The following is a 23315-nucleotide window of genomic DNA, read 5'->3' as shown; positions in this document are numbered from 1 at the left end:
CGGGAGGACACATGAACGCCATGACCAAACCCACGGCCCTGGTGACCGGCGGCAGCCGGGGAATCGGCGCTGCCACGTCACGGGAACTGGCGGCTCGCGGCTACCGCGTAGCCGTCAACTACTTCTCCCGCCGCGAGTCCGCCGACCAGGTGGTCAAGCTCATCGAGGCCGACGGCGGGGAAGCCTTCGCCGTACAGGCCGACGTGTACGACCCCACCCAGGCTGCCGAACTGCTGGAGCGCTCCGCGGTCGACGGGCGCTTGGACGTTCTTGTCTGCAACGCCGGTGCCCGCTTCATTCCCACCCCGGTGCAAACCCTCGCCTGGGACGACTTCAGGACGAAGGTGACGGACGAGCTGGCATCCGTCTACACGCTCACCCAGGGGGCACTGGGGCTGATGGGCACCCAGGGGCAGGGCCGGATCGTGTATGTCTCCAGCGCCGTGGCCGACGGTCCGCCCGCCCCGGGCATGGCCGCCCACGGCACCGCCAAGGCCGCCCTGAACACCTTCGCCCGCTTCGTCGCCCACGAGGCAGGCCCGCTGGGCATCACCGTCAACGTCGTGGCACCCGGCTACGTCCGCACCGAGAGCAGCGCGCGTATGCCGCAGGAATTCCAACAGCGACTGGCTGCGAACACCCCCCTGGGGCGGGTCGCGGAGCCGGAGGACGTGGCCCGGGCGATCGCGATGCTCGTCGGTGAGCAAGCCGCCTTCGTCACCGGCGAGGTGCTCACCGTCGACGGTGGGTACGGCGTGGCACGCCGGTAGGGGAAGATACCTGTCCATGGGTGACACGCAGACCGGCAGACCGCGCGGCCGCCGGCGGGAGGCGGACCGCAACGACGCCCGCCTCATGCAGGCTGCGCGCGAAGTCTTCGCCGAGCTCGGCTGGGACGCCCCCGTCTCGGAGATCGCCCGCCGGGCCGGCATCGGCATGGGCAGCCTCTACCGCCGCTATCCCAGCAAGGAGCTGCTGGCCCAGCGGATGCGCGTCATGGGGATGGAACAGCTCGTCGCCCAGGCCCGCACAGCCCTCGCCGAGGAGCCGGACCCTTGGGCGGCCTTCGCCCGCTTCCTGCGGAACGCGCTCTCGGCCCAGGGTGCAGTCGGTCCGCTGCTCCCGCTGGTGGGCGGCCGACTGCCGGCCACCGATGAGATCGTGGCCGCCTCCAGCCGGCTCCGGGCCGCCCTCGACGACCTGGTGGACGGCGCGCACCGCGCGGGCTTACTGCGCGCCGACTTCACTTCCGCCGACGTCCCCTTGCTGCTCGAACACCTCACCGCGCGGATCCCCGTCACCGACGAACGCGCCACCACGCTCCACCTGCGGTACCTGGACCTGATCCTCGCCGGACTGCGCACGTCGACCACCGACGGGCCCACCGCGTTGCAGAGCCCGGCTCCGGACTGGGCAGAACTCAGCGAGCTGTGGAACGCCTCCGAGGGCTGAGCCCTGCGCTCCCATAATGAATGCAGCGCCCCCGTGCTTTTGCTTCGCCATTCTGCGCTTTTTCCTTCTCGCTGAGGGATCAACCGGATCCCCGGTGCATTGCGTGCCGGGGAAAATTTCTTCCCCCTCACACCGCGTCCTTCCGATGCAATGCTTCATCACGCGGCGAGCACGACATGCGACAAGCCGCGCGACCATGCGCCGTTTCCGGGCCTCCATCTGATGCGCCTCCGCAAGGAGAGAACTATGTCCGACTCCCCGAACATCGCCCTCATCCGCCGGCTCTACGAATCCGGAATGTCCCCGGAAGCAACCACCGAGATCATGGCGCCGGACCTCATCTGGGACATCACCCCGGGCTTTCCGAACAGCGGCGTGTACCACGGCTGGGACAGTGCGGCGAAGGACTTCTTCGGCCGGATGATGCCGAATTACGAGTCCTTCGGCGCGGTGCCCGAGGAGTTCTACGCGGACGACCAAGGACACGTCTTCGTGTACGGGCATTACCACGCCGAGACGAAGACCGGGAACAAGGCCGACGTCCGCTTCATCCACCTGTGGACCATCCGCGACGGCAAGGCCGTACGGATGCAGCAGGCCGCCGACAGCCACGTCCTTCAGGAAGCCCTCAAGGGCTGATCCAGCACCGGGAGACCCCCATGGCGAAGACCCTCTTCGTGATCACCGCGTCCGACCACTGGACGCTGGCCGACGGAACCCGGCAGCCCGCCGGCTTCTGGGCCGAAGAAGCGCTCGGCCCGTACCAGGTCTTCAAGGAGGCCGGGTACGAGATCGCCGCCGCCACGCCGGCAGGCGTGCCGCCCACGGCGGACGCGCTCAGCCTCAGCCCGGAGTTCAACGGCGGCGAGGAAGGCGCCGAGCGCATGCGGACCGCGCTGCGCGAGGCCACCGAGCTGGCGCATCCGATGCGCATCGAGGACGTGAACATCGACGACTACGTCGCCGTGTTCTACCCCGGCGGCTGGGGCCCGATGGAGGACCTGCCCGACGACGCCGCGTCCGGCAAGCTGCTCACCGAATGGCTCGCCTCTGGCAAGCCGGTGTCCCTGGTGTGCCACGGCCCCGCGGCGCTCCTGGCCACCATCGGTGCGGACGGGACGTCCCCGTTCACCGGCTACCGCCTGACCGGCCTCTCCAACGCTGAGGAAAAGCAGAACGGTCTCGCGGACCGCGCGAAGTGGCTGCTGCAGGACCGCCTCGTCGGCGAGCTCAAGGCGGATTACCGCGAGGCCGAGCCGTTCACCCCGCACGTCGAGGTCGACCGCACCCTGTTCACCGGCCAGAACCCTGGCTCGGCGGTTGCACTCGCCCAGGAGCTGCTCAAGGCACTGGGCTGACGACCCAGACGTCCCAGCGGTGCGCTCACTCGGCGGCCGGGTCGCGCTCACCAGGCGCGACCCGGCCGCCGAGTCTCGTCACATGCGGATACAAACGTCGAAACGCATGATTTGCCCACGCTGGTCGAACGCAACGTAGGAAGAATCCTTCCCCCTCACAACGCCTGACCTCTGTGCGACGCTGGAGATGATGAACCGCAAAGCGCACCTGAACGAGCTGGGAGAGTTCCTCAAGGCCCGCCGTGCCGAGCTCAGCCCCGAGGAGGTCGGCATGCGCGGCGGCCAACGGCGGCGTGTGCGCGGTCTGCGCCGCGAGGAAGTGGCCCTTCTGGCCGCGATCAGCACCGAGTACTACGCGCGGATCGAGCAGGGCCGTCTCCAGGCGTCGGGTCCCCTGCTGAACGAGGTCGCCCAAGTGCTCCGCCTCAACGAGGACCAGCGCACCTACATGTTCGAGCTCGCGGCGAAGGAGACGGTGCGCACGCCCAGGGCAGGCGAGCGCCAGCAGGTGGACACCCAACTACTACGCATGCTGGACGATCTCACCGCCACTCCGGCGTTCGTGATCGGTCGGCGGACCGACATCCTGGCCTGGAACCAGCTCGCCGCCGCCCTGTGGACCGATTTCGGGCGCTACCCGGAGCAGGAGCGCGTGTTCGTCCGGCTGCTGTTCGCCGAACCCTGGATGCGCGAGCTGTACGCGGACTGGGAAGAGGTCACCCGTCTGGCCATCGCCCAGCTGCGCATGCAGAGTGCGCGCTACCCCGGCGACCAGCGCCTCACCGATCTGGTCGAGGAACTCTCTGCCCGCGACGCGCAGTTCCGGCAGTGGTGGACCGAGCACGACGTCGCCACGCGGGGCAAGGGCACCAAGAAGCTTCGTCACCCGGTGGTCGGGGAGCTGACGCTCGACTGGGACACGCTCACCTGTGCCACGGATCCCGAGCAGCACATCATCGTGTGGACCGCAGCACCCGGTTCCCCTTCGCACGACGGGTTGCGTCTGCTGGCATCCTGGGCAGCGGACCAGAAGCGGACGGCATCCGGCTCCTTCGGGTGAGCCCCCTGGTCGGGGACCCGGACCGGGTACGCGCGGAAGTTCCCGACGCGTCGAGGGGCTCCTCGACGGGGCGCTGCTCGGCGCTCTCACCGCTCGGGCCGTCCGGGGCGGCGGCCCTGTGGTGACGCTGCGCGGCTTCGACGGTCCCGGCGAGCGAGTCCTGACCTTCTGAGTGCCACTCAAGCTGTCACATCCCGTTCCGGCTCGTACGGATCGGCAGTCCACGACGCCAAGAAGCGCAGTCCGTCATGGGACCGCGTCCCGGGCTCCGCGGTCAGGATCACCAACTGCTGCGTGGGGTCGGCCGAGCAGGTCAGGCTGTCCCAGTCGAGCGTGAGGTCGCCGACGACCGGGTGGCGCAGCTTCTTGGCGCCCACCCGCAGGCCGGCCAGGTGGCGGCCTGCCCACCACTGCCGGAAGTCGGCGTCCGCCACCGACAACTCGCCGACAAGCGCCGTCAATCCGGGTTCCCCAGGACACCGGGCGGCCAGCAGGCGCAGTTGCGCGACGCAGCTCCGGGCGACCGTACTCCAGTCGACGTAGAGATCGCGGAAGGCGGGCTCGGTGAAGAGCAGCCGGACGTAGTTGCGCCGTTTCTCCGGGACGCGACGGAAGTCAGTGAAGAGAGCGGCCGCCAGAGAGTTCCAGGCCAGGATGTCCATGCGGCGACCGATCACCACGCTGGGGGTCGCGGTGAGATCGTCGAGCAGGCGACGCAGCTGCGGTTGCACCTTCTGTGCGGCCTGACGGCGCGGGCGAGCCGCCTGGCGACCGGCCAGCTCGAAGAGTTGGTCCCGCTGGTCGTTGTTCAGGTGCAGGACCCTGACGAGAGCCGCCAGCACCGGCGCAGAGGGCTGGATACGTCCCTGCTCCAGCCGTGTGTAGTAGCCGGAGCTGACGGCCGCGAGCAGGGCGACCTCCTCCCTGCGCAGGCCGGGCACACGTCGCGGGCCACCGGTGTCGGGCAGACCGACGGTGCGCGGACTCAACTCGGCCCGCCGCTCCTTGAGAAATGCTCCCAGCTCGTTCACGTGCGCGTCGCTGGTCATGCCGACCAGTCTCGCACCGCCCCGTCCTGACGAGGGGGGGAAGGATTCTTCCCTGGATAAGCCTTGCCCGGGGTGGAATTCTCCCCATTGCGCGCTCACGCGATGGTGGCAGGGTCGAAGACGGGGTCGGCGAGCGCGGTCGGCCCGCGGAAAGCCTTCAACCGAAAAGGCAGGCTGTCAAACGCTGAGTTCGGAATTGGTTTGCGAATATGACACAGCTCCCGACCGTAGGCCGGGCCACCCTAATCCCTGAACACGCAAGGAGCACCATCCCATGACCGAGCGGAAGAAGTTCGCACCGCCGGCGATCCAGGAATTCGCCCCGAAGCTTGCCGAGGTGACCGACACGGTCCTGTTCGGTGACATCTGGGAGCGACCGGGTCTGTCCCCGCGAGACCGCAGCCTGGTCACCGTCACCGCTCTGGCCGCCTTGTACCGCAACGACCAGCTCGGCTTCCACCTCGGCAAGGCGCTGGAGAACGGCGTGACCAAGGACGAGCTGGTGGAGGCCCTCACCCATCTGGCCTTCTACGCCGGATGGCCCAACGCGATGACCGCGGTGACCCAGCTCAAGGCGATCGTGGAGAAGTCGGAGCAGTCGGGCTGAGGTACCGCCCCCATCAAGGGAAAGACACACCATGGAACTGCTGAAGCAGCCTCCGACCGTGAAGCTGCCTGCCGAATGGTTCACCGGAGACGCCTACGCCGACGTGATCCACCGTGGCGAGGAGCCCTCTCCGATGCGGGCCAACATGGTCCGTTTCACTCCTGGCGCCCGCACCGCCTGGCACTCCCACGGCCTGGGCCAGACCCTCTACATCGTCGAGGGCATCGCGCTGGTGCAGTCCCTTGGCGGCAACATCATCGAGGCCCACCCCGGAGACGTCATCCACACGCCTCCGGGTGAGCAGCACTGGGACAGTGCCGCGCCCGACCAGTTCATGACCCACCTCGCCCTGTGGGAGACGGACGACGCCACCTGGCTCGAGCACGTCTCGGACGACGAGTACAACGGACCGCGCGCCAACGCCCGTACCCACCCCTGACACCACGCCAGATCCGACGCGACCTGAGAGAGCATCATGCGAGCCACCATCATCCACGCGCCTGGTGACATCCGGGTGGAGAACGTCCCCGAACCGAAGATCGTCGCACCGACGGACGCCGTCATCCGTACCGTCGCCACCTGCGTGTGCGGCTCCGACCTGTGGAGCTACCGGGGCATCAACCCAGTCACCGAGCCGCAGCCGATCGGCCACGAGTACGTCGGCATCGTCGAGGAGGTCGGCAGCGACGTATCCAATGTCCTGCCCGGCCAGTTCGTCATCGGCTCCTTCATCGCCTCCGACAACACCTGCCCGGTCTGCCGGGCCGGCTACCACACCTCCTGCCAGCACCGTGACTTCCCCAACGGCTGCCAGGCCGAATACGTCCGCATCCCCCTCGCCGACGGCACCCTCGTCGCCACCCCGGAGCAGCCGGCCTCGGAGCTGGTACCGAATCTGCTGACCCTCTCCGACGTCATGGGCACCGGCTGGTACGCCGCCAAGGCGGCCGAGGTCGAGCCGGGTTCGACGGCCGTCGTCGTGGGTGACGGTGCGGTGGGCCTGTGCGGTGTCATCGCGGCGAAGGAACTGGGCGCCGAACGCATCATCGCCATGAGCCGGCACGCATCCCGGCAGAAGCTGGCCCTGGAGTTCGGTGCCACCGACATCGTCACCGAGCGCGGCGAGGAGGGCGTCGCCCGCGTCAAGGAACTGACGAACGGCGTAGGCGCCGACTCGGTTTTGGAGTGCGTCGGCACCCAGGAGTCGATGCACCAGGCCCTGCAGTCCGCACGCCCGGGTGGCAACGTCGGCTTCGTCGGCATGCCTCACGGCGTGCAGATCGACGGCCAGGAACTCTTCTTCTCCCACGTCGGTCTACGCGGCGGCCCCGCGCCCGTGCGCGCCTACCTTCCCGACCTGATCGACCGCGTCGTCAGCGGCCGTATCAACCCGGGCAAGGTCTTCGACCTCACCCTGCCCCTGGACGAGGTCGCCGAAGGCTACAAGGCCATGGACGAGCGCCGGGCCATCAAGGCGCTGCTGCGTCCGTGACATGAAGCCCGGCGGTGGTGGGTGCGGGATGAGCCGCGCCCACCACCGCCGCCACCACCGAGCGGTTAACGCCCGCCCACCGCAGCCCAGCAGAAACGGACCGACCGCCATGACCAGCGAGGCGATCGCCACCGTCGAGGCGTACGTCAAGGCGCTCGGTACGCGCGACATGGAACGGATCCTTCCTCACTTCGCTCCCGATGCCACCTGGACGATCCCCGGCGATCCGGCCCTGACGCCATGGGTTGGGCCCCGCAGCGGGCCGGAGGAGATCCGGCAGTCTTTCGCCGCGTTCTTCGCGGCCGTCGAGCCGCTCGCATTTGAGCTGCGCTTCTTGGTGGAGACCGACGGACAGGTGCTGGTACCGGGCCGATACGCCTCCCGGTTCCGTCCCTCGGGGCAGGTACTCGAAAGCGAGAATCTCTTCCCGAGGGCGGCCCGACGACCCTGACGAGCTTCCTCGCGTACTCACCGGATCAAGGAGATCGGAGACACACCCATGACGGCATGGACGAGCGATGACCTCAACCGCATCGCCACCGCTGACGAGTTGGAGATGGCACCGCTCAGGCGCAACGGCACCCTGCGGAGGCCGGTGCCGATCCGGGTCGTCCGCGACGGTGACGACCTTTACGTCCGCTCCTTCCGAGGCGCGGATGGCGGCTGGTGGCGTACGGCCCGTGCGAGCCACGAGGGGCACATCCGCTCCGGCGGAGTCGACAAGGACGTCACCTTCGTGGAGGTGCAGGACGACGAGATCAACGACCGTATCGACACGGCGTACCGCACCAAGTACGGCCGCTTCGGCGGCGCCTACGTCGACCCCATGGTCGCCGCACGCTCCACGACGCTGCGGCTGATCCCCCGATGAGCAGGACGATCCCGATGAGCAAGACGATCCCCGCGGAAGCCGCTGAACCCCCACCAACAGCTGGTCCGGCACAGGAGTAAGCGCCATGCTCGGTCTTGAACTCGTCGTCGTCCTGGGCGCGGCCGTGCTGCTGGGCAATGCCCTGGGACAGCGCTTCGGTGTCGCGCCGCCCGTCGTCCTACTGATCGTGGGCGCCCTCATCGGGCTCGTGCCGGCCGTCCGCCAAACCCAACTCCCGCCCGAAGTCGTGCTATTGCTCTTCCTCCCCGTGCTGCTGTACTGGGAGAGCCTGACCACGTCCATGCGGGAGATCCGTTCGAACCTGCGCGGCATCGTGCTGCTCAGCACGGTCCTGGTGATCCTCACCGCGTGGGCCGTCGCGGTCGCCGGGCACGCGCTCGGACTGCCGTGGGGGCCGGCGTGGGTTCTGGGCGCGGCCGTGGCGCCCACGGACGCGACCGCGGTCGGCGCGCTGGCCGGTTCCCTGCCGCGCCGTGAGGTCACCGTGCTCCGGGCGGAGAGCCTCGTCAACGACGGCACGGCGCTGGTCATCTACGGACTGGCGGTCGGCATCACCGTCGGCGAGGAGCACCTCACCCTTGCGCACGTCGGAGCGCTGTTCCTGCTGGCGTACGGCGGTGGGGCCGCGGTCGGAGTGGGGGTCGCCTGGGTCAACATGAACCTCCGGCGCCGCCTGGCCGATCCCCTGCTGGGCAATCTCGTCATGATCCTGGCACCGTTCACGGCCTATCTGATCGCCGAACTGATCCACGCCTCGGGTGTCCTCGCTGTCGTCGTGAGCGGACTGATCATGGCCCAGGTGGCTCCGAGCCTGATCCGGGCCGAGCACCGACGCCAGGCACTGGCGTTCTGGCCGCTGGCGACCTTCATCATCAACGGCGCCCTGTTCGTCCTGGTCGGAGTGGAACTCCAATACGCGTTCCGCCACTTGAGCCGCGCAGATCTGCGGGATGCGCTGATCGCCGTCGGTGTGGTCAGCTTGGTGCTGGTCCTCGTCCGGTTCGCGTTCCTGTTCTCCTCCGCCTACCTGATCCGCCTGATCGACCGACGTCCACAGCAGCGGCTGCGGAGGATCAGTCACCGGGTACGCACCGTCAGCGGCTTCGCCGGCTTCCGGGGCGCGGTGTCGCTGGCCGTGGCGCTCTCCGTACCGGAGACCGTCGACTCGGGCGCACCCTTCCCCGACCGCGCCTTCATCGTCTTCGTCACCTCCGGCGTCATCGTGGTGACCCTCGTCGTGCAGGGACTGCTGCTGCCGGGCGTGGTGCGCTGGGCCCGGCTGCCCCGCGACACCTCCGTCGACGAGGAACAGATCCTCGCCGAGACCACGGCAACCGAGGAGGCCGTCAAGGCGCTCCCGGAACTCGCCGCCGAACTGGGCACCACTCCCAAGGTCACGGAGAGGCTGCGCCAGGAGTACGAAGCCCACCTGGCGACCGTACGGGCCGAAGGCGCCGGCACCGACGAGGATCCCGCTCTGCTCCACGACCGCCACTACACCGACCTCCGCCTCGCCCTCATCGCCCACAAGCGCGCAACCGTCGTCCGCCTGCGCGACGAACAGCGGATCGACGACACCGTGCTGCGACGCCTCCAGACCGCCCTGGACTACGAAGAGGTGCGGCTGGCCGGACGCGAGCAGGTGGAGTGAGCCGAGCCGGCCTCGACGACACCACACACCAGAAGGGACCTCCCGTCATGTCCACCGGCCTCATCGACGTCCACGCCCATCTCCTCCCCGACTTCTACGTCCAGCAGGCGACGGCAGCCGGCCACGGCCGCCCCGACGGCATGGGCGGCTGGCCGTCATGGTCCGTGCAAGCCCACCTGGACCTGATGGACCGCAACGGCATCGAGACCGCGATGCTGTCCATGTCCTCACCGGGCGTGCACTTCGGCGACGACAAGGCGGCCCGCCTCCTCGCCCGCCGCGTCAACGAGTACACCGCCGAACTGGCCCGGGGCCACCCGGGTCGCTTCGGCGCCTTCGCCTCGCTGCCCCTTCCCGACGTGGACGGCTCCTTGGAGGAGATCGCCTTCGCCTTCGACGGACTCGACGCCGACGGCGTGGCCCTGCTGACCCACACGCACGGGGTGTATTTGGGCGACCAGCGCCTGGAGCCGGTCTTCGCCGAACTCGACCGCCGCCAGGCCGTCGTCTTCCTGCACCCCACCTCACCGGTGTGCTGGGAACAGTCCGCACTCGGCAGACCGCGGCCGATGGTCGAGTACATCTTCGACACGGCCCGTACCGTCACCGACATGGTGATGGCGGGCGTCCTGACACGTCACCCGAACATCAAAGTGATCGTCCCGCACTGCGGCGGTGCGGTGCCCGTCCTCGCTGATCGCATCAACGAGTTCATGAGCCTGTTCCTGCAGTCGCAGCAGCCGCCCCGGTTGGACGCGGTGCAGCAACTGCGCGGTCTGTACTACGACATGGCGGGCACCGCTTTCCCACGACACGTGCCGGCGCTGTTGAAGCTCGTCGACCCGGACCGCGTGCTCTTCGGCAGTGACTACTGCTGGACGCCGTCCCCGCTGGCCGACGCGCACATCGCGGCGATCGACGCCGCCGAGCCGCCGGCGAAAGGCGCCACGTGGCGGTCGCTCACGACGGCAAATGCCAAGCGTGTCTTCCAGAGCGCCTCGTGATGAACCACGGCAAGCCACGTGCCGACGCGGTGATGAAGCCTGCGCCGCCGGTCCGGCGGCGAACCTCGTCTCCAGGGCCCAGGTCCGATGTGCCTGCTCGGCGAAGGCGTCACACGGCGCTGTCCACTCCCTCAGACGCCCTCTCGATCGTGGACGCCAGAGAGCGCAGAGCCTCGTGAGCGGGGCTTCCTGGCTCCGCGGTCCACACGACGAGCTGCTGCTCGGGATCTTCGGCGCACATGAAGGTGGACCGCTCGAGGGCCAGGTCGCCGACCACGGGATGCCGGAGCAGCCTCGTACCGCCGGCCCGCACTGCGACATCGTGCGAGGTCCACCACAGGCGGAAATGCGCATCCAGCGCGGAAAGCTCCTCGACAAGGGCAGTCAGTCGAGGGTCATCAGGGTTCCGCCTGCTGTCCATGCGCAGATGGGACAGGGCCAGGCGAGCCATGTCCTCCCAGTCCCGGTAGAGCACGCGGATGGCGGGCTCGGTGAACACCAGGCGCACGTAGTTCCGCTGTTCCTCCGGGACATGTCCGAAGTCCATCACCAGGGCGGCGGCCATGGCGTTCCACGCCAGCAGGTCCGTGTTCCGCCCGATGACGAAGCCCGCGGTCAAGGAGAGGTCGTCGAGCAGGTGCTGCAGCTGCGGCTGGACTCGTTGGCGAACGCTCCGGCTGACAATGGGCGAGGCCGTCTTCCCTGCGAGGGTCAGGAGGTACTCGCGCTGATCGCCGTCGAGGCGGAGCACCTGTGCGAGCACGTCGAGTACGGCAGCCGACGCCTGGACACGTCCCTGCTCGAGCCGGGTGTAGTAGTCGGTGCTGATCGCGGCCATCTGAGCGACTTCCTCACGCCGCAGGCCGGGAACACGCCGGGGCTCACCGTTGTCGGGCAGCCCGGCCTTGTCGGGACTCAGCTGGGCACGGCGCGCCTTGAGGAAGGCGCCCAGTTCCTCCAGGCTCGGATCGCGTCGCACACCCACAGCTTCGCACCTTGTCGCGATCCCGCGCCCCAAACGCCCCTTCACCACCAACCCCGTCCTCACCTGGAGGTCGAGACGCCGGGCGAAGGGCACGGGGCGCCCCCGTCATCGCCGAGCGGCCCGCAAGCACCCCCTGATCAAGCTCTCCCTTGCAGGGGGCGGCCAACGGTTGCCCCAGCGGCCGGCTCGCTGGTCATACCCCGACCACGGCTGTGGTACTGGAAAGCGGCACACCTCGGCGCGCCGGCACCGCCAGCGGCGTGTCCGAACCGGGCAGGCGGGTCGGCGGCGCCCAGGCCGCCGACGCTTTAGGCACCCTGCTCGCCCGCCCGCTCCAGAGCGGGGGCGGAGATGCTCAGTGCAGGACGTCGTCCTCGGCCGCGCGGCACTCCTGTACGCGGACGCTCCCATACGACGGTGGCCTGAGCGAGCGGTTCGGACGCGGACGTAGCGACGTACGCGTTGACGATGAACACGATTCTCCAAACAGGGGTGGAATGGGAATTGGGTCGCAGCCGCAGCCGCAGCATGACTGTAGGCGAGCATTGCGGCCACGGATCTTTCTTGCGGGGACCCATTAGTCACCGGATCAACGCATGCGTAGTCGTCCGGACGCGAGAATTCCTTGCCAAGGACGATGCTGCTAGGCAGATAAAGCTTGCACGGTCGGCCCACCCCTGCGCAGGGGAAGGATTCATCCTGGGAAAAATCCTTCCCCCCTTCAGGATCGAGTGCCTGGGTACGATAACTGATGGCTCTGCGCGAGAAATCCATTGAGCCTCGCCACATCACATCGCGAGAAGTTAGGAAACGGCCGGATGAAAGTCATTGGACTGCGCGAGTTCGGCGGACCGGGAGTGCTGCAATCTTTCGAACTCCCCGAATCGCACCCTGGGGCCGAGGAGGTGCGGCTCCGTGTTCACGCCGCCGGAGTTAATCCCGTGGACGCAATGGTCAGGTCCGGGCAGCTGGAGCAGATGTACACGGGCCTCACGCCGCCCTTCGTCCCCGGGATGGAGGTCGCAGGTACCGTCGAAGAGGTGGGCAGCGATGTCGACCCTCGCTGGGACCTGGTGCCGGGCGCACACGTCGTGGGATTCGTCGACAACGCCGGAAGGCACGGCGGCTACAGCGAATATCTCGCCCTACCCGCGCGGTCCGTGGCCATCGCTCCCTCGAATGCCTCCGCCGCCAAGACGGCCGGTTTCCTCAACAATGCGCTCACCGCTCACAACGTGCTCGACGCATTTCGGCTGCCAGAAGGCGCCACGCTCTTGGTGACAGGCGCTGCGGGATCGGTCGGCGGATACCTTGTGGAACTCGGTGCCGCGGCGGGCCTTCGCGTCGTGGCCGTCGCGGCAGAGGAAGATGCCGACCTCCTGGGCTCACTCGGCGCGCACGCGTTCATACCGCGCGGCCCCGGCATCGCCCTCCGGGTACTCGACGAGCTCGGTACTCCGGTGGACGCGGTGGCTGATGCCGCCTTGCTGCACGAGCAGATCGCTCCCGCCGTGCGTGACGGCGGCCAGATCGGCATCCTGCGCTCTTGGGACGGCGATCCAGGGCGCGGAATCAAGGTCAAGCACCTCAACGTGCGAGAACGACGGACGGACCGGGACGCGATCGTACGTCTGCGCGACCAGGTCGAAGACGGCACCATCACACTGCGCGCCGCAATGTCCTTCGATGCGGACGACGCGGTTGCGGCCCATGCCCGGCTCGAGCAGGGCGGCCTGCGCGAACGAATCGTCCTCGCGTTCGACAACGAAGCGTGGTAGCCCGGCACACCAGGCACCACTTCGCTCACCTGGAAGCCCTGAACACCGACTGCGCCTCCACCATCGGCCTTGCTCATTCACCGTTGCGAACCGGAGACGCCGGGAACCGACCGCACGCTCCGGGCGCCATGGGCCGCTGGAACGACGCGGGACTCTGCGGCCGGCCGTCCTGCACTCGACATCGGCCGGCCGGTGCCAGCCTCGACAAGGAGAAACAATGCACACGCGAACGCTCGGGCGCGACCTGCGGGTCTCCGCCATCGGCCTCGGCGCCATGGGCATGTCCCAGAGCTACGGACCGAACCCCGGTGACCGGAGCGACATGATCGCCGTACTCCGTGACGCCGTCGACCGCGGGATCACCTTCTTCGACACCGCGGAGGTGTACGGCCCTTACGTCAACGAAGAGCTTGTCGGCGAGGCCCTCGCTCCGGTGCGTGACCAGGTCGTGATCGCCACCAAGTTCGGATTCCGCATCGAGAACGGCGCCCCCGCCGGACTCAACAGTCGGCCCGAGCAGATCCGTGCCGTCGCCGCGGCCTCCCTGAAGCGGCTCGGGGTCGAGAGGCTGGACCTGTTCTACCAGCACCGCGTCGACCCGGAGGTGCCCATCGAGGAGGTCGCCGGCACGGTGGGTGAGCTCGTGCAGGAGGGCAAGGTGCGCTGCTTCGGACTCTCGGAGGCCAGTGCGGAGACCATCCGCCGCGCACACTCGGTCCACCCCGTGACCGCGGTGCAGAGCGAGTACTCGCTGTGGACGCGGGATCCCGAGCCGGAGGTCCTGCCGACGTGCGGGGCGCTCGGGATCGGATTCGTGCCTTTCAGCCCGCTCGGCAAGGGATTCCTGACCGGCACGGTGGACGCGTCGACCTCGTTCGTGATCGGTGACGTCCGCACGAACATTCCACGATTCACGGCCGAGAACCGGGCGGCGAACCAGGCCCTCGTCGACCACATCACCACCCTCGCGCAAACCAAGAGCGCCACACCCGGGCAGGTCGCACTCGCCTGGCTGCTCGCACAGCACCCGTGGATCGTTCCGATTCCGGGCACACGACACATCGCGCGAATCGACGAGAACGCCGGCGCCACCAAGCTGCCGTTGTCCCCCGACGAACTGGCGGACCTCAACGAACTCGTCGGCCGGGTCGGGGTTCAGGGAGACCGTTACAACGAGCACCACATGTCGCTGGTCGACAAGTAACGGACGACGGCGGCATTCCGCGGACCGGTCCACACCTCATCAGGGACGAAACGGCTCTCCGGCGGCCGCGCGCAGAAGCCCCGTCGGGACCATGCCTGCGGGGCTTCTTCGTCTCGGCCGTCGCGCTCGCACGCACGTCTCACCGACTGTGCGGACTCTCCCGGACCATGAGCCCGACCTGGCAATACGTCCCCACCCTCGATCAGAAGGACACCGCTGGACGGTCTCTACAACCTGTGCCATGTGGTACCCAGTGAGGGACCCAAGATCAGGACAGGGGCGTCTTCTGGCCCGTCAAAGCGGTATTGCAGGGTGTTCATCGGTGGCTCACTCACCCGCCTGACCCTCTCATCTGTCACGACAGCCCCTATGAGCAGGGTCCTGGCTGTGGCTATCTGACCAGGTAGAAGACTTTCCGGGCCGCGTCGCGTTGCCGGTACCGGGCCAACCGGGCGGTCAGAATCGTGAGGACGCCACAAAAATCGGCAGGCCCCTATCGGGACACGCCCCGCCAGCCCGGCACCGACAACGCACCATCCCCGACCAACCGCCGTCAAGAACGGACGGCGGATGCCTTCTGAGTGACTCGTTGTCAGTGGTGGCTGGCACGATCTCGGTCATGAGCGACGAGTCTTTCAACTGGCAGGACTTCCTCGGCCGTTGGCAGGTGGAGTGGGTTCCCCGCGCCGAGCACGAGGAGGACTGGGACGGCGGTCCGAGTCCCGTCAGGCTGGGCAGGCCAGGGGCGGACGAGGCCGCGATCACCACGGTCGAGAAGCGGCTGGGGAAGCGACTGCCGCCCTCCTACCGCCAGTTCCTGGCCGCGAGCGACGGATGGCGTGTGGAGCAGACGGCCGGGGTCTATCAGCTCGGTGGGATCGCGGACATCGACTGGTCCCGGGATCCGTACGGGTTGACCGAGGTGTACGAGGAGAATCTGGGCGACGACCCGCGCGAGCAGGAAGTCCTGCTCGCCGGCATGTGGCAGCGATCGCTGCGCCTGGAGACAGACTCCGATATGACGCTGGCTCTGCTCGACCCGGGCGACCGCGACGAGCACGGCGAGTGGGCGCTCTACATCTACAAGGGCTGGAGCGGTGAATACCCGGACCGCTACCCGTCGTTTCGTGCCTACATGGAGGCCATGTACCGGAGCTTCCACGGCGATCGGGTGGGGCGGCCGGGCTTCGAGAACGCCACCACTCGCGCCCAGGACGCCCGGGTCGAGGAGGCCCGCCTCCTCGCCCTGCGCGGACGGCATGAGGAGGCCCTGCCCTTGCTCGAGGAGGCGCGGTCCTTCGGACGACCGAACAGCGCCAATCTGCTGAACCAGTTGCAGCATCTGGCGGCTCCCCGCGCTCAGCGGGACTACGGCTCCCTTGTGGCTGACCCCCGCTATCTGCCCGAGCTCCTTACGGTGTCGGCCATCGAACCGGCCTCCGGCGAATGGCGACTGGGCGGAGACGACCACTGGCTGGGGATGATGGCCGCCCGTGGGGTCGACCGGGAAATCGCCGAGGACCTGTTGAGCGCGCTGCGCGACGGCACCCATCGCTATGCGCCGCCGGGTGCGTGGGGCCGGGCCGTCAACGAGGCCCGGGAGTCGGCCCGATGGGGAGCGACCGATGCCGCGTGGCGAATGCTGCGCGACGCGCTTACGCAGTGGATACCACCTGGGCCTTTGCTGCTCGCGCCCCTTGGCCTGCTCGCCGATCCGGTTCTGGGGTCGCTGATCACCCCGCAGCGCGGGCGAGAGATCCTCGCGACTCCGCGCGCAGGCGAGTCCGGGCCCGCTCCCGAGCCGGCGCCCGATCTCGACCCGCCGGGTCTCACCTGGCTGACGACGACCGGGATACATGGGCGGCCGTTCGATGCGTACCGCTGCGTCTGGGTCGAGGGCGCCGACCCTCGTCGCCTACCCGCTCTGATAGGCGACGAGGGTGCCGAACTGAGTGAGCCCGTGCACGCAGCCAAGGCGTACCGGCCGTTGAGGCAGAACCACGAGCGGGAGGGCGTCGAGCTCTGGGAGGACCGGGCCGCGGTCATGGCCGGCCGCTGCAGCGAGGGGTGGGCCTTCGCCTTCGACGGCCAGTCCCGCCAGGGCATCAACCACCTGTTCCAGTCCCCCGCCGCGGCCGCCTCCGCGTCGGGTCGCGCCGTCGTGGTGTGGCGTGAGCCGCAGCGGCACTTGGCTGATCACCCGGCCGCATTCCATGTCTCGGTGGCCGAACGCGGCGTGGAACTCTATGCGTTCACGGTGCGGGGCAACGACATCCGGCGCTCGGGTGCGATACCCAACACCCTGGAACCCGCGCGATTTGTCGGCTCACCTGACACCCATCTTGACCGAGAGGTATGCCTGTTGGAGACCCTGCACGCCGAACTGGGCATCTCGCTTCCCTGTTTCGCCCTGTCCCAGGGCAGCCTCCCCATGTTCACCACCCGGTCCTGGACCCGGGCGCCGCGCGAGGGCGAAGGCTTCGCCTACCTGGGCTTCGTACGGCGTCGTCCCTGAGGCGACGCTACCGCAGAGCCGCGACGACGGCCTCGGCCACCGGGCGAAGAGGCGGTCGTCGTATTCGGCATTGTCACCCTGCCCAGCCGTACACCGTGGCTACACCGCCGCTACTCCCCTGGGCAGCGCGTCCAGAAGCACAACAGCGCGCACCTGCCCCGGGAAACCATCAGCGCGTACCAGCGCGCCCGCGCACACCTACAAATACTCTTGAGACAGCGGCGAAACCATATCCGGAGGCACTGGCAGCAGCCCGGCCACGCTTCGCCCCATCCCAATCCCAGTGGTCATCTTCGACAACGACAGGTACATGCCTTGTGGGGCGCTGAATCAACACGGCCCGTTCGGCGAGCTCCCTCCGGCGTACCACCGGACTGGTACGCAGCCACCCGCTCAACCGATCGCTGGCCCCTCCAAAGGAGCCACGCTCAACCACGGCCGCACGGATCGGCCGCAGTGAACGGTTCGGGCGGACGATCCGTCAGCCGGTCAAGTTCCACCGGCCCTGGCCAGCGGGACTACAGCCTCGCCCCATTCATCCCGCCGGTTACTTCGGAGGATCCACATCCAGCCTCGATCGCGCCAGCAGGGCGCTCCCAAGGTCTTGCCTGGCTCGCCCCAGCCGACGCGGTAGCGGGTGACGGCCCGGGCGGCCTCAGAACCCCACTGCCGCAGTGTTCCCTCGTCTGTGAACGCCGCAACGCAGCCGCCACTGGCCATGTGAGGAGCATCCACGTCGATTTTCCCGACGTTGCGCTCGTCATTGCCTCGCAGCGTACAGATCGCTAGGCCGCTTCAGCGACATCCCCATCTGCTATGTCCATCAGCCGAGCCAATTCGCCGCGTCCACGCCCGCTGCGGGTGCTGGTGACCTACCCGCGCGTGGAGGCCGTCGAGGAGGTCGAGCAGTACCTGGGCAAAGCGCTGCGACTGCCCTCGGACGCCCGGAGCTCCGTGGAGTACCGGGGGGGGGGCGAGAGAGACTCGGTCACCGTGATCTTCTTACGCAGCGAGATGAGCCTCACCCAGGTGCCCGAGGCCCGCAAGGTGCTGCGCCAGTGGGCCCGGGCGAAGAAGGCCGAAGAGCCCCAGGACGTGCTGCGGTGGCGGCAGCGGCTCGGCTACCGCGACAGCTGGATGGTGAGCAGCGAGGAGGACCGGCGCATCATTCTGCACCGGTTGTTGTGCTGCATGTGGAACGGTCAGGTGGACGTGCTGGACGGCGACCCGACGTCACCGGACCGGGTCCGGCTGAGGCTGTTCCCCGAGAACGGCCCGAACATCCCCGGGGTCCGGCTGAAGCTGGACGACTTTCCCAGTGGTGTGTCGAGCTGGGCGGAGCTGCTGCGGTCGTACGAACGCTGGACCGTCCTCGACGACGAGCGCACGGTCGGGGACTACTGCCGCGAGCTTATGGGCGCCCAGCCGTTGGGCCTGACGCGCGGCGGCCGCAATCCGCACCCCCTGTTCGTCGAACTCGTCGAGAAGATCGCCCCGCGCCAGCTGGACCTGCTCACGGAGCGCCGCGAACGCGACGGCGAACGCGACGAGGGCTGGGTAGGCCCCCTCTGGGAATTCTGGGCGGAGACCCTCCCGGCCGCCCTGGACACCGAGTTCGGTGACCAGCGCGCGGTCCAGCCGACCCTGCGCACCCTCCTGGAACACGTCCGCGGCAGCGCCCCGACGGCCCGGCGCCCCGAACCGGAAGCCCCTAGGCGCCCGGTCTACGACGAGGACGACTGGGGCACGACGCCACGTACCACTGGCGCCGACGAGAGCGGCGGGTAGGCGGACGCTGGTTGGCCAGGTGCGGTCACTTGGGAGCCTCTTCTGGCCCGTCAAAGCGGTATTGCAGGGTGTTCGGTGGTGTCTCGCTCACCCGTCAGACCCTCTCATCTCTCATGACAGCCCCTATGAGCGGGGTCCTGACTGTAACTGTCTGACCAGGTGGAAGACCTGTGAACGACGGCGATTTTGGTTCAGGCCACGATTCCGTGAACGATCTTGGCGCAGTTCGATGACGGTCAGGCTTCTCGCCGCAGACCTGGCCTCCTCGCAACGAGTCTCGATGCAAAGCAGCCGACCTCAAGATCATTCACGGAATTGATGCTGTTGGTGATCTTCAGGTGGAACCACGGTGCGTGCGAATAGCCGCTGGTCGCGTGACGGGCAGTTGAGCCGGGCTGTTGGCCGGGGGCGGCCGAGAGCACGTCCGTTACTGAGATTTGATGCGTGATGTCGCTGGGTCGACGTCTTGAACTGCGAAGACGAGGGTTCGCCGCGCGGCATCATGCGAAGATCACCAGTAACGAGCTCTCCCGCATTGGTCGTGAGGCGTGTTGGCCTGGCTCCCGAGGGAAGGGCCCGCTTCGCGGAGCTGCGCTAGTAGTAGCCCTTCGTGCCGTCGAGCAGCTCCCGGACGATGTCCGCGTGCCCCGCGTGTCGCCCCGTCTCCTCGACGAGGTGGATCAGCATCCAGCGGAGGTTGGCGCTGCCGTCGCGGAAGTCGGGGTGGCGGCCGGCGTCGTCCAGGTCGGCCGCGGCAACGATCTCGTTGCTGCGGGCGCACTGGGCCTCGTACTCCGCGAGGAGCTCTGCGAGGGGGCGGCCGTCGGTGTGCCAGTCGGCGTTCTCGCTTGACTCGTCGAATGCGGGGTTCTGCTTCTTGTCGCCGCCGAGGAACAGCACTTCCAGCCATATGTGCTCGGTCCAGCGCATGTGGGAGATGAGACCGGCCATCGTCATGGCCGGTGAGGTCGGGATGACCGGGCGGCACGCGTCCTCGTCGCTCAGCCCTTCGCATTTCCAGCGCAGGATCTGCCGCTGCAGGTCCAGCCAGCCGATGAGCGCGGTGCGTTCGTCCGCTTGGCGCGGGGGGCGTTCCAGTTCCGATGACATGCCGGCGCACGCTACCAGGGCGGTCGGGAGGGGGCACCTGGATGACGGGCTCTTCCGCGATTTACGATCTTGGTCACGGTTGGGGACATCGGGGTGTTACTGGTGATCTTCGCATGATGCCGCGGGGCGGGCCCTCCTCTTCGCAGTTCAAGGCGTCGACCCAGCGACATCACGCATCAAACCTCAGTAGTTGCAAATCCGGCAGTCCCCGCGGGTACAACACCTCCGTGCCAACAGGCCCGCGACAAGATCACCAACGACATCCGGAAAGTGAGTCAGAACCCAAACCCGGAGCCACACGCGAGGGCGGCATCGCCGGACGAGCCCGCATCGAGCACGTCCCGGACGGAAGCGGGCACCATACGGGGCGTGGATCACCAACCAACACGTCGGCCGCGACCGCCTCGACCACGCCCAACTCGTTGCCCTCGCCCACCTCCCAGTGCAACGCGCGCAGTAGCGGACTGGCCTGCGATGATGACGGCGTGCCAGAGCCAGGGACCACTGCCATCGTCATTGTCTTGCCCGATGCCGCCCCGCTCCTCGATGCGGCGTGGCGTATCGACCCGGCTCTGGTGCGTCGTGGGGTGCCGGCGCACGTCTCGCTCCTCTACCCGTTCGTGCCGGAATCGGCGCTGACGGATCAGGACGAGAAGGGCGTGCGTTCCCTGGCTGCAAGTTTCCCGGCAGCTGATCTGCTCTTGGAGGAGGTCGTGACGGAGTCCGGCTTCGTCGCCGTCACCGTTCCGGGACTCCAAACGATCGTCGATGCGTTCCGCACCCAGTGGCCCGGGTTGCGCCCGTACAAGGGCCGCTTCGGGGCGCAGCCCGCCGCCCATGTCACGGTCGCTATGGGTGCGGACAACCCGACAGCTGCCGCCCATGTCCGCGCTGCGATCGGCAGCCTGCTGCCGCTGCACACCCGTGCGACGGCGGTCCAGCTGGTGGTGCTGACGGAGGAAGGCTGGCAGCCGCGGTTCACCGTGCCGCTCGGCGTCCCGGACGGGCCGTAGACACCGCCCGCCAGTCCCTCGCCCCTGGCCGGCGAACACAGCCCGAGGCCGGCACCCCATCCTCGGCCGCGCCCTGGGCCCCCGCGACCTCCTGGAGTTCCTGCGGCGGGCAGGACTGGACCCGGAAAACGTCCGCCTGGACGACTCGCTGCTCATCGAGTGGCGCGGCGGCGGGCCAGCCGTCTGGAGCCCCGATCCCTCCGAGGAGTGAGCACAGCAGTGCGAGCCGCCACCCGGCGAGGGCGACGGCCCGCACTGCTGCGCTACTGCTGTTAGCGGGGCATCGCAGGCCCGTTCGCCTTCTCCGGCTACTGCGCCCCGGCGTCGGCCGTCTTTGGCTGAGGGGTGATCCCCGATCAGCGACGGCCGGTGGCCAGGATGACGAGGAACTGGCCGCCGCCCGCCTCGATGTCGGCGGTCACCGGCAGCCCCGGTAGCAGTCGGGAGAACCGGTCCACCAGCCAATCCGCCGCCTCTTGGGCATCCTTCCTAGTCGGACAACGGCCCACCATCTCGCGGCCCCCCTTGCGCTCCAGCCTGTCGCCAACGGCGATCAGCGGCGCGGGTTCGACTACGTACAGGCGCTCCGGCCAGGCGATGACCACCTTGACCGCACCCTTGCGGCTATTGCACCCGCGGTGCGCGAGCCGCTCGGCGACCTTGGCCTTCCGGTCGGCGGTCCGGCTGTCGACGCTGGGGCCCCGCGGGTCGTTCACCGACTCGTCGGGGTCGACCGCTTCGTCACACACCCAGCATCGCCAGCCGTCGCGCTCGGCCACATCATCAAGAAGACTCATCCGAGCAAACTAACCTGCCCGGCCGCCACCCGCGCACCAGGGCCCCGGCCGGCCAACAGCGCTGCGACACCAGGCTGGCTCTATAGACGACGAGTGGGTTCTGGCACACGTTCCGGATGTCGTTGGTGATCTTGTCGCGGCCTGTTGGCACGGAGCTGGTGCTCCGGGAACCGCACAGGGCGGTGCACCTCCTCGCCAGCGGCCGACGTCGGGGCGATCTCCCCCAGGTGGAGACAGCACGGTTCCGGCCAAGCGGAGGCATCGGGCTGGTCTTTCCATCCGGTTCCGGGCGCACCCGGCAGATCAACTTCCTAGACTGGTGGTGCTGTTGGAGCTGGAGGGAAAGTTGTGACTGCCAGAGGATCGACGCCCCCTGTTGCGGCGGCTGCCCTGCTGATGCTGGTGACGAGCTGCACAGGCGCCTCCTCGGACAGGAGTGACGGACGTCCGACCCCGTCTGCCATATCCCGACCTGTCATAGACAGGGCTGAGGCGAAAGAGGTCTTCGCCGCCTACGACCGCACCAACGCCCGTGCCGATACGGCGATGGACGACGCGGCCCAAGGGCAGGTACAAACCGGCGTGCTGCTCAAGGAATCGCTGGCCGCGTACCAAGTGCATCGCAAGGCAGGAACGAAGGACGAAGTCGCCCACCTGGTCCGTCCCAAGTTTCTGATCCCGTCGGAGAAAGCCGACGCCGGCTTCCCGCGCTTCTTCGCCGTACTGAGCAAGTGGAAGGGTCAGGAGAAGGACCGCTCGTCACAGCTGTTCTACTTCGCACAGACTCAGCCCGGCGGACCGTGGAAGGCCACCGCCTCCATCTGGGCGCTCACCGAACCACTCAAGAAGCCCTCCGCCACCGATCCCGCGCCGGGTCCGACGTCGACCGAAAAGGGCCGCACCATCGTGCGGATGAAGCCCAAACAACTTCCCGCCCTGCGCCGCAATCCGGACGACACCGTGCAGCTGTCTCCGACCGGATCAGCGGAGCGCTCCGTGTGTGGCGCCTTCGCGGACTACCTCACGTTCGATCCTCCGCAGGGAAAACTCGCGGATCGGCGCTTCGCCCGCGGTCCCATGACCAGCGATCTCGTGAAGTTCTTCAATGGATGGGCGGACCCCGAACTCGAGCGCAGCCTGTCGCACCGGCCGGCGGGCACCGCGCTGCCGGTGCTGCGCCTGGACTCGGGTAGTTCGCTGGTGGCGTGCACCCTGCAGCAGACGCACCGGGTGGCCGGAGTCGGTGCGAGCGGAACAGTGGTGTTCGAAAAGGACTCGGACACCCAGATCATGCTCGGAGGCGGACCGGAGTGGCGCGAAGCCACGTCGATCAGCAGCATGACGGTGCTGCTCGAGGTGCCAGCCAAGGCAGGTGCTGCGGCGACCGTCCTGTCCTGCGACTGCTACGACCCGACCCTGTTGTCGGCGACCGGAGTGCGATGACGTCCTCAACGTCGGGCCAAGGCGCCGCAGGACAGCTGCTGCACCTGAGCCTCGACGTGGGCGCGATGCGGGAATGATGTCGCGCCGGGCCTTCACTTGCCCGTCCGCCGAACACGG

At 68.3% G+C, this 23315-nt stretch carries 22 protein-coding genes; 18 read left to right on the top strand and 4 right to left on the bottom strand.

From position 1 onward, the window contains the following. The first annotated feature begins 11 nt into the window (after window positions 1-11). The 5 genes from OIC96_RS47190 (at window position 12) to OIC96_RS47170 (ending at window position 3870) form a co-directional block, all read left to right on the top strand. Window positions 12-770 (top strand): SDR family NAD(P)-dependent oxidoreductase, encoded by a 759-nt coding sequence (locus tag OIC96_RS47190; protein ID WP_330301905.1) that lies wholly within the window; start codon window positions 12-14, stop codon window positions 768-770. A gap of 16 nt (window positions 771-786) precedes the next feature. Then, window positions 787-1452, top strand: coding sequence for a TetR/AcrR family transcriptional regulator (locus OIC96_RS47185; protein ID WP_330301906.1), 666 nt, complete (start codon window positions 787-789; stop codon window positions 1450-1452). A 246-nt stretch (window positions 1453-1698) separates the two neighbouring features. Continuing rightward, window positions 1699-2091, top strand: a complete 393-nt coding sequence (locus tag OIC96_RS47180) for a nuclear transport factor 2 family protein (RefSeq protein ID WP_330301907.1) — start codon at window positions 1699-1701, stop codon at window positions 2089-2091. Between the two features lie 20 nt (window positions 2092-2111). Beyond that, window positions 2112-2810, top strand: coding sequence for a type 1 glutamine amidotransferase domain-containing protein (locus tag OIC96_RS47175; protein WP_330301908.1), 699 nt, complete (start codon window positions 2112-2114; stop codon window positions 2808-2810). 190 nt (window positions 2811-3000) lie between these two features. Then, window positions 3001-3870: an MmyB family transcriptional regulator gene (locus tag OIC96_RS47170; protein WP_330301909.1), complete on the top strand. Its 870-nt coding sequence runs from the start codon at window positions 3001-3003 to the stop codon at window positions 3868-3870. Between the two features lie 179 nt (window positions 3871-4049). Here the strand turns inward: OIC96_RS47170 and OIC96_RS47165 are convergent, their stop codons facing one another. After that, entirely contained in the window at window positions 4050-4919 is an 870-nt protein-coding gene (locus tag OIC96_RS47165; protein ID WP_330301910.1) for a helix-turn-helix domain-containing protein, read from the bottom strand. Window positions 4920-5193: 274 nt separating this feature from the next. On the opposite strand from OIC96_RS47165, the gene OIC96_RS47160 reads away from it, so the two are divergent. From OIC96_RS47160 to OIC96_RS47130, 7 genes are all read left to right on the top strand, one after another. Next, window positions 5194-5526: a carboxymuconolactone decarboxylase family protein gene (locus OIC96_RS47160; RefSeq protein WP_060904887.1), complete on the top strand. Its 333-nt coding sequence runs from the start codon at window positions 5194-5196 to the stop codon at window positions 5524-5526. A gap of 31 nt (window positions 5527-5557) precedes the next feature. After that, entirely contained in the window at window positions 5558-5965 is a 408-nt protein-coding gene (locus OIC96_RS47155) for a (R)-mandelonitrile lyase (RefSeq protein ID WP_330301911.1), read from the top strand. Between the two features lie 36 nt (window positions 5966-6001). After that, complete coding sequence (locus OIC96_RS47150) at window positions 6002-7018, top strand: zinc-dependent alcohol dehydrogenase family protein (RefSeq protein ID WP_330301912.1); 1017 nt, start codon at window positions 6002-6004, stop codon at window positions 7016-7018. A 109-nt stretch (window positions 7019-7127) separates the two neighbouring features. Beyond that, on the top strand, window positions 7128-7469 hold the full coding sequence (locus tag OIC96_RS47145) for a nuclear transport factor 2 family protein (RefSeq protein WP_330301913.1): 342 nt from the start codon (window positions 7128-7130) through the stop codon (window positions 7467-7469). 48 nt (window positions 7470-7517) lie between these two features. Next, window positions 7518-7889, top strand: a complete 372-nt coding sequence (locus OIC96_RS47140; protein WP_330301914.1) for a DUF2255 family protein — start codon at window positions 7518-7520, stop codon at window positions 7887-7889. Between the two features lie 85 nt (window positions 7890-7974). Continuing rightward, a complete protein-coding gene (locus OIC96_RS47135) occupies window positions 7975-9561 on the top strand; it encodes a Na+/H+ antiporter (RefSeq protein ID WP_330301915.1) in 1587 nt (528 codons plus the stop codon). Window positions 9562-9608: 47 nt separating this feature from the next. After that, entirely contained in the window at window positions 9609-10565 is a 957-nt protein-coding gene (locus tag OIC96_RS47130; RefSeq protein ID WP_330301916.1) for an amidohydrolase family protein, read from the top strand. Between the two features lie 109 nt (window positions 10566-10674). Here OIC96_RS47130 and OIC96_RS47125 read toward each other — a convergent pair whose 3' ends face one another. Continuing rightward, the gene (locus OIC96_RS47125) at window positions 10675-11544 is read right to left on the bottom strand and encodes a helix-turn-helix domain-containing protein (RefSeq protein ID WP_330309941.1); all 870 of its coding nucleotides are present in this window, start codon (window positions 11542-11544) and stop codon (window positions 10675-10677) included. Window positions 11545-12368: 824 nt separating this feature from the next. On the opposite strand from OIC96_RS47125, the gene OIC96_RS47120 reads away from it, so the two are divergent. From OIC96_RS47120 to OIC96_RS47100, 4 genes are all read left to right on the top strand, one after another. Further along, a complete protein-coding gene (locus OIC96_RS47120; protein WP_330301917.1) occupies window positions 12369-13328 on the top strand; it encodes an NADP-dependent oxidoreductase in 960 nt (319 codons plus the stop codon). Between the two features lie 217 nt (window positions 13329-13545). Next, window positions 13546-14532 carry an aldo/keto reductase gene (locus OIC96_RS47115; protein WP_330301918.1) on the top strand — a complete coding sequence of 329 codons (987 nt, stop codon included), beginning with the start codon at window positions 13546-13548 and terminating at the stop codon, window positions 14530-14532. 619 nt (window positions 14533-15151) lie between these two features. After that, the gene (locus OIC96_RS47105; protein WP_330301919.1) at window positions 15152-17047 is read left to right on the top strand and encodes an SMI1/KNR4 family protein; all 1896 of its coding nucleotides are present in this window, start codon (window positions 15152-15154) and stop codon (window positions 17045-17047) included. An 816-nt stretch (window positions 17048-17863) separates the two neighbouring features. Continuing rightward, a complete protein-coding gene (locus OIC96_RS47100) occupies window positions 17864-18835 on the top strand; it encodes a hypothetical protein (protein WP_330301920.1) in 972 nt (323 codons plus the stop codon). Between the two features lie 594 nt (window positions 18836-19429). On the opposite strand, the gene OIC96_RS47095 is transcribed toward OIC96_RS47100, so the two are convergent. Continuing rightward, a complete protein-coding gene (locus OIC96_RS47095) occupies window positions 19430-19945 on the bottom strand; it encodes a DinB family protein (protein WP_330301921.1) in 516 nt (171 codons plus the stop codon). A gap of 521 nt (window positions 19946-20466) precedes the next feature. Between OIC96_RS47095 and OIC96_RS47090 the strand changes: the two genes are divergently transcribed. Next, on the top strand, window positions 20467-20958 hold the full coding sequence (locus tag OIC96_RS47090) for a 2'-5' RNA ligase family protein (RefSeq protein WP_217574810.1): 492 nt from the start codon (window positions 20467-20469) through the stop codon (window positions 20956-20958). A gap of 356 nt (window positions 20959-21314) precedes the next feature. Here the strand turns inward: OIC96_RS47090 and OIC96_RS47085 are convergent, their stop codons facing one another. Then, the gene (locus tag OIC96_RS47085) at window positions 21315-21755 is read right to left on the bottom strand and encodes a hypothetical protein (protein ID WP_190174341.1); all 441 of its coding nucleotides are present in this window, start codon (window positions 21753-21755) and stop codon (window positions 21315-21317) included. A gap of 546 nt (window positions 21756-22301) precedes the next feature. On the opposite strand from OIC96_RS47085, the gene OIC96_RS47080 reads away from it, so the two are divergent. Beyond that, complete coding sequence (locus tag OIC96_RS47080) at window positions 22302-23198, top strand: hypothetical protein (protein ID WP_330301922.1); 897 nt, start codon at window positions 22302-22304, stop codon at window positions 23196-23198. Window positions 23199-23315: the final 117 nt, after the last annotated feature.

The sequence above is a fragment of the Streptomyces sp. NBC_00775 genome, assembly GCF_036347135.1.
GTDB classification, from domain to species: domain Bacteria; phylum Actinomycetota; class Actinomycetes; order Streptomycetales; family Streptomycetaceae; genus Streptomyces; species Streptomyces lutosisoli.
This window is presented reverse-complemented; position numbering and strand designations above follow the sequence as displayed.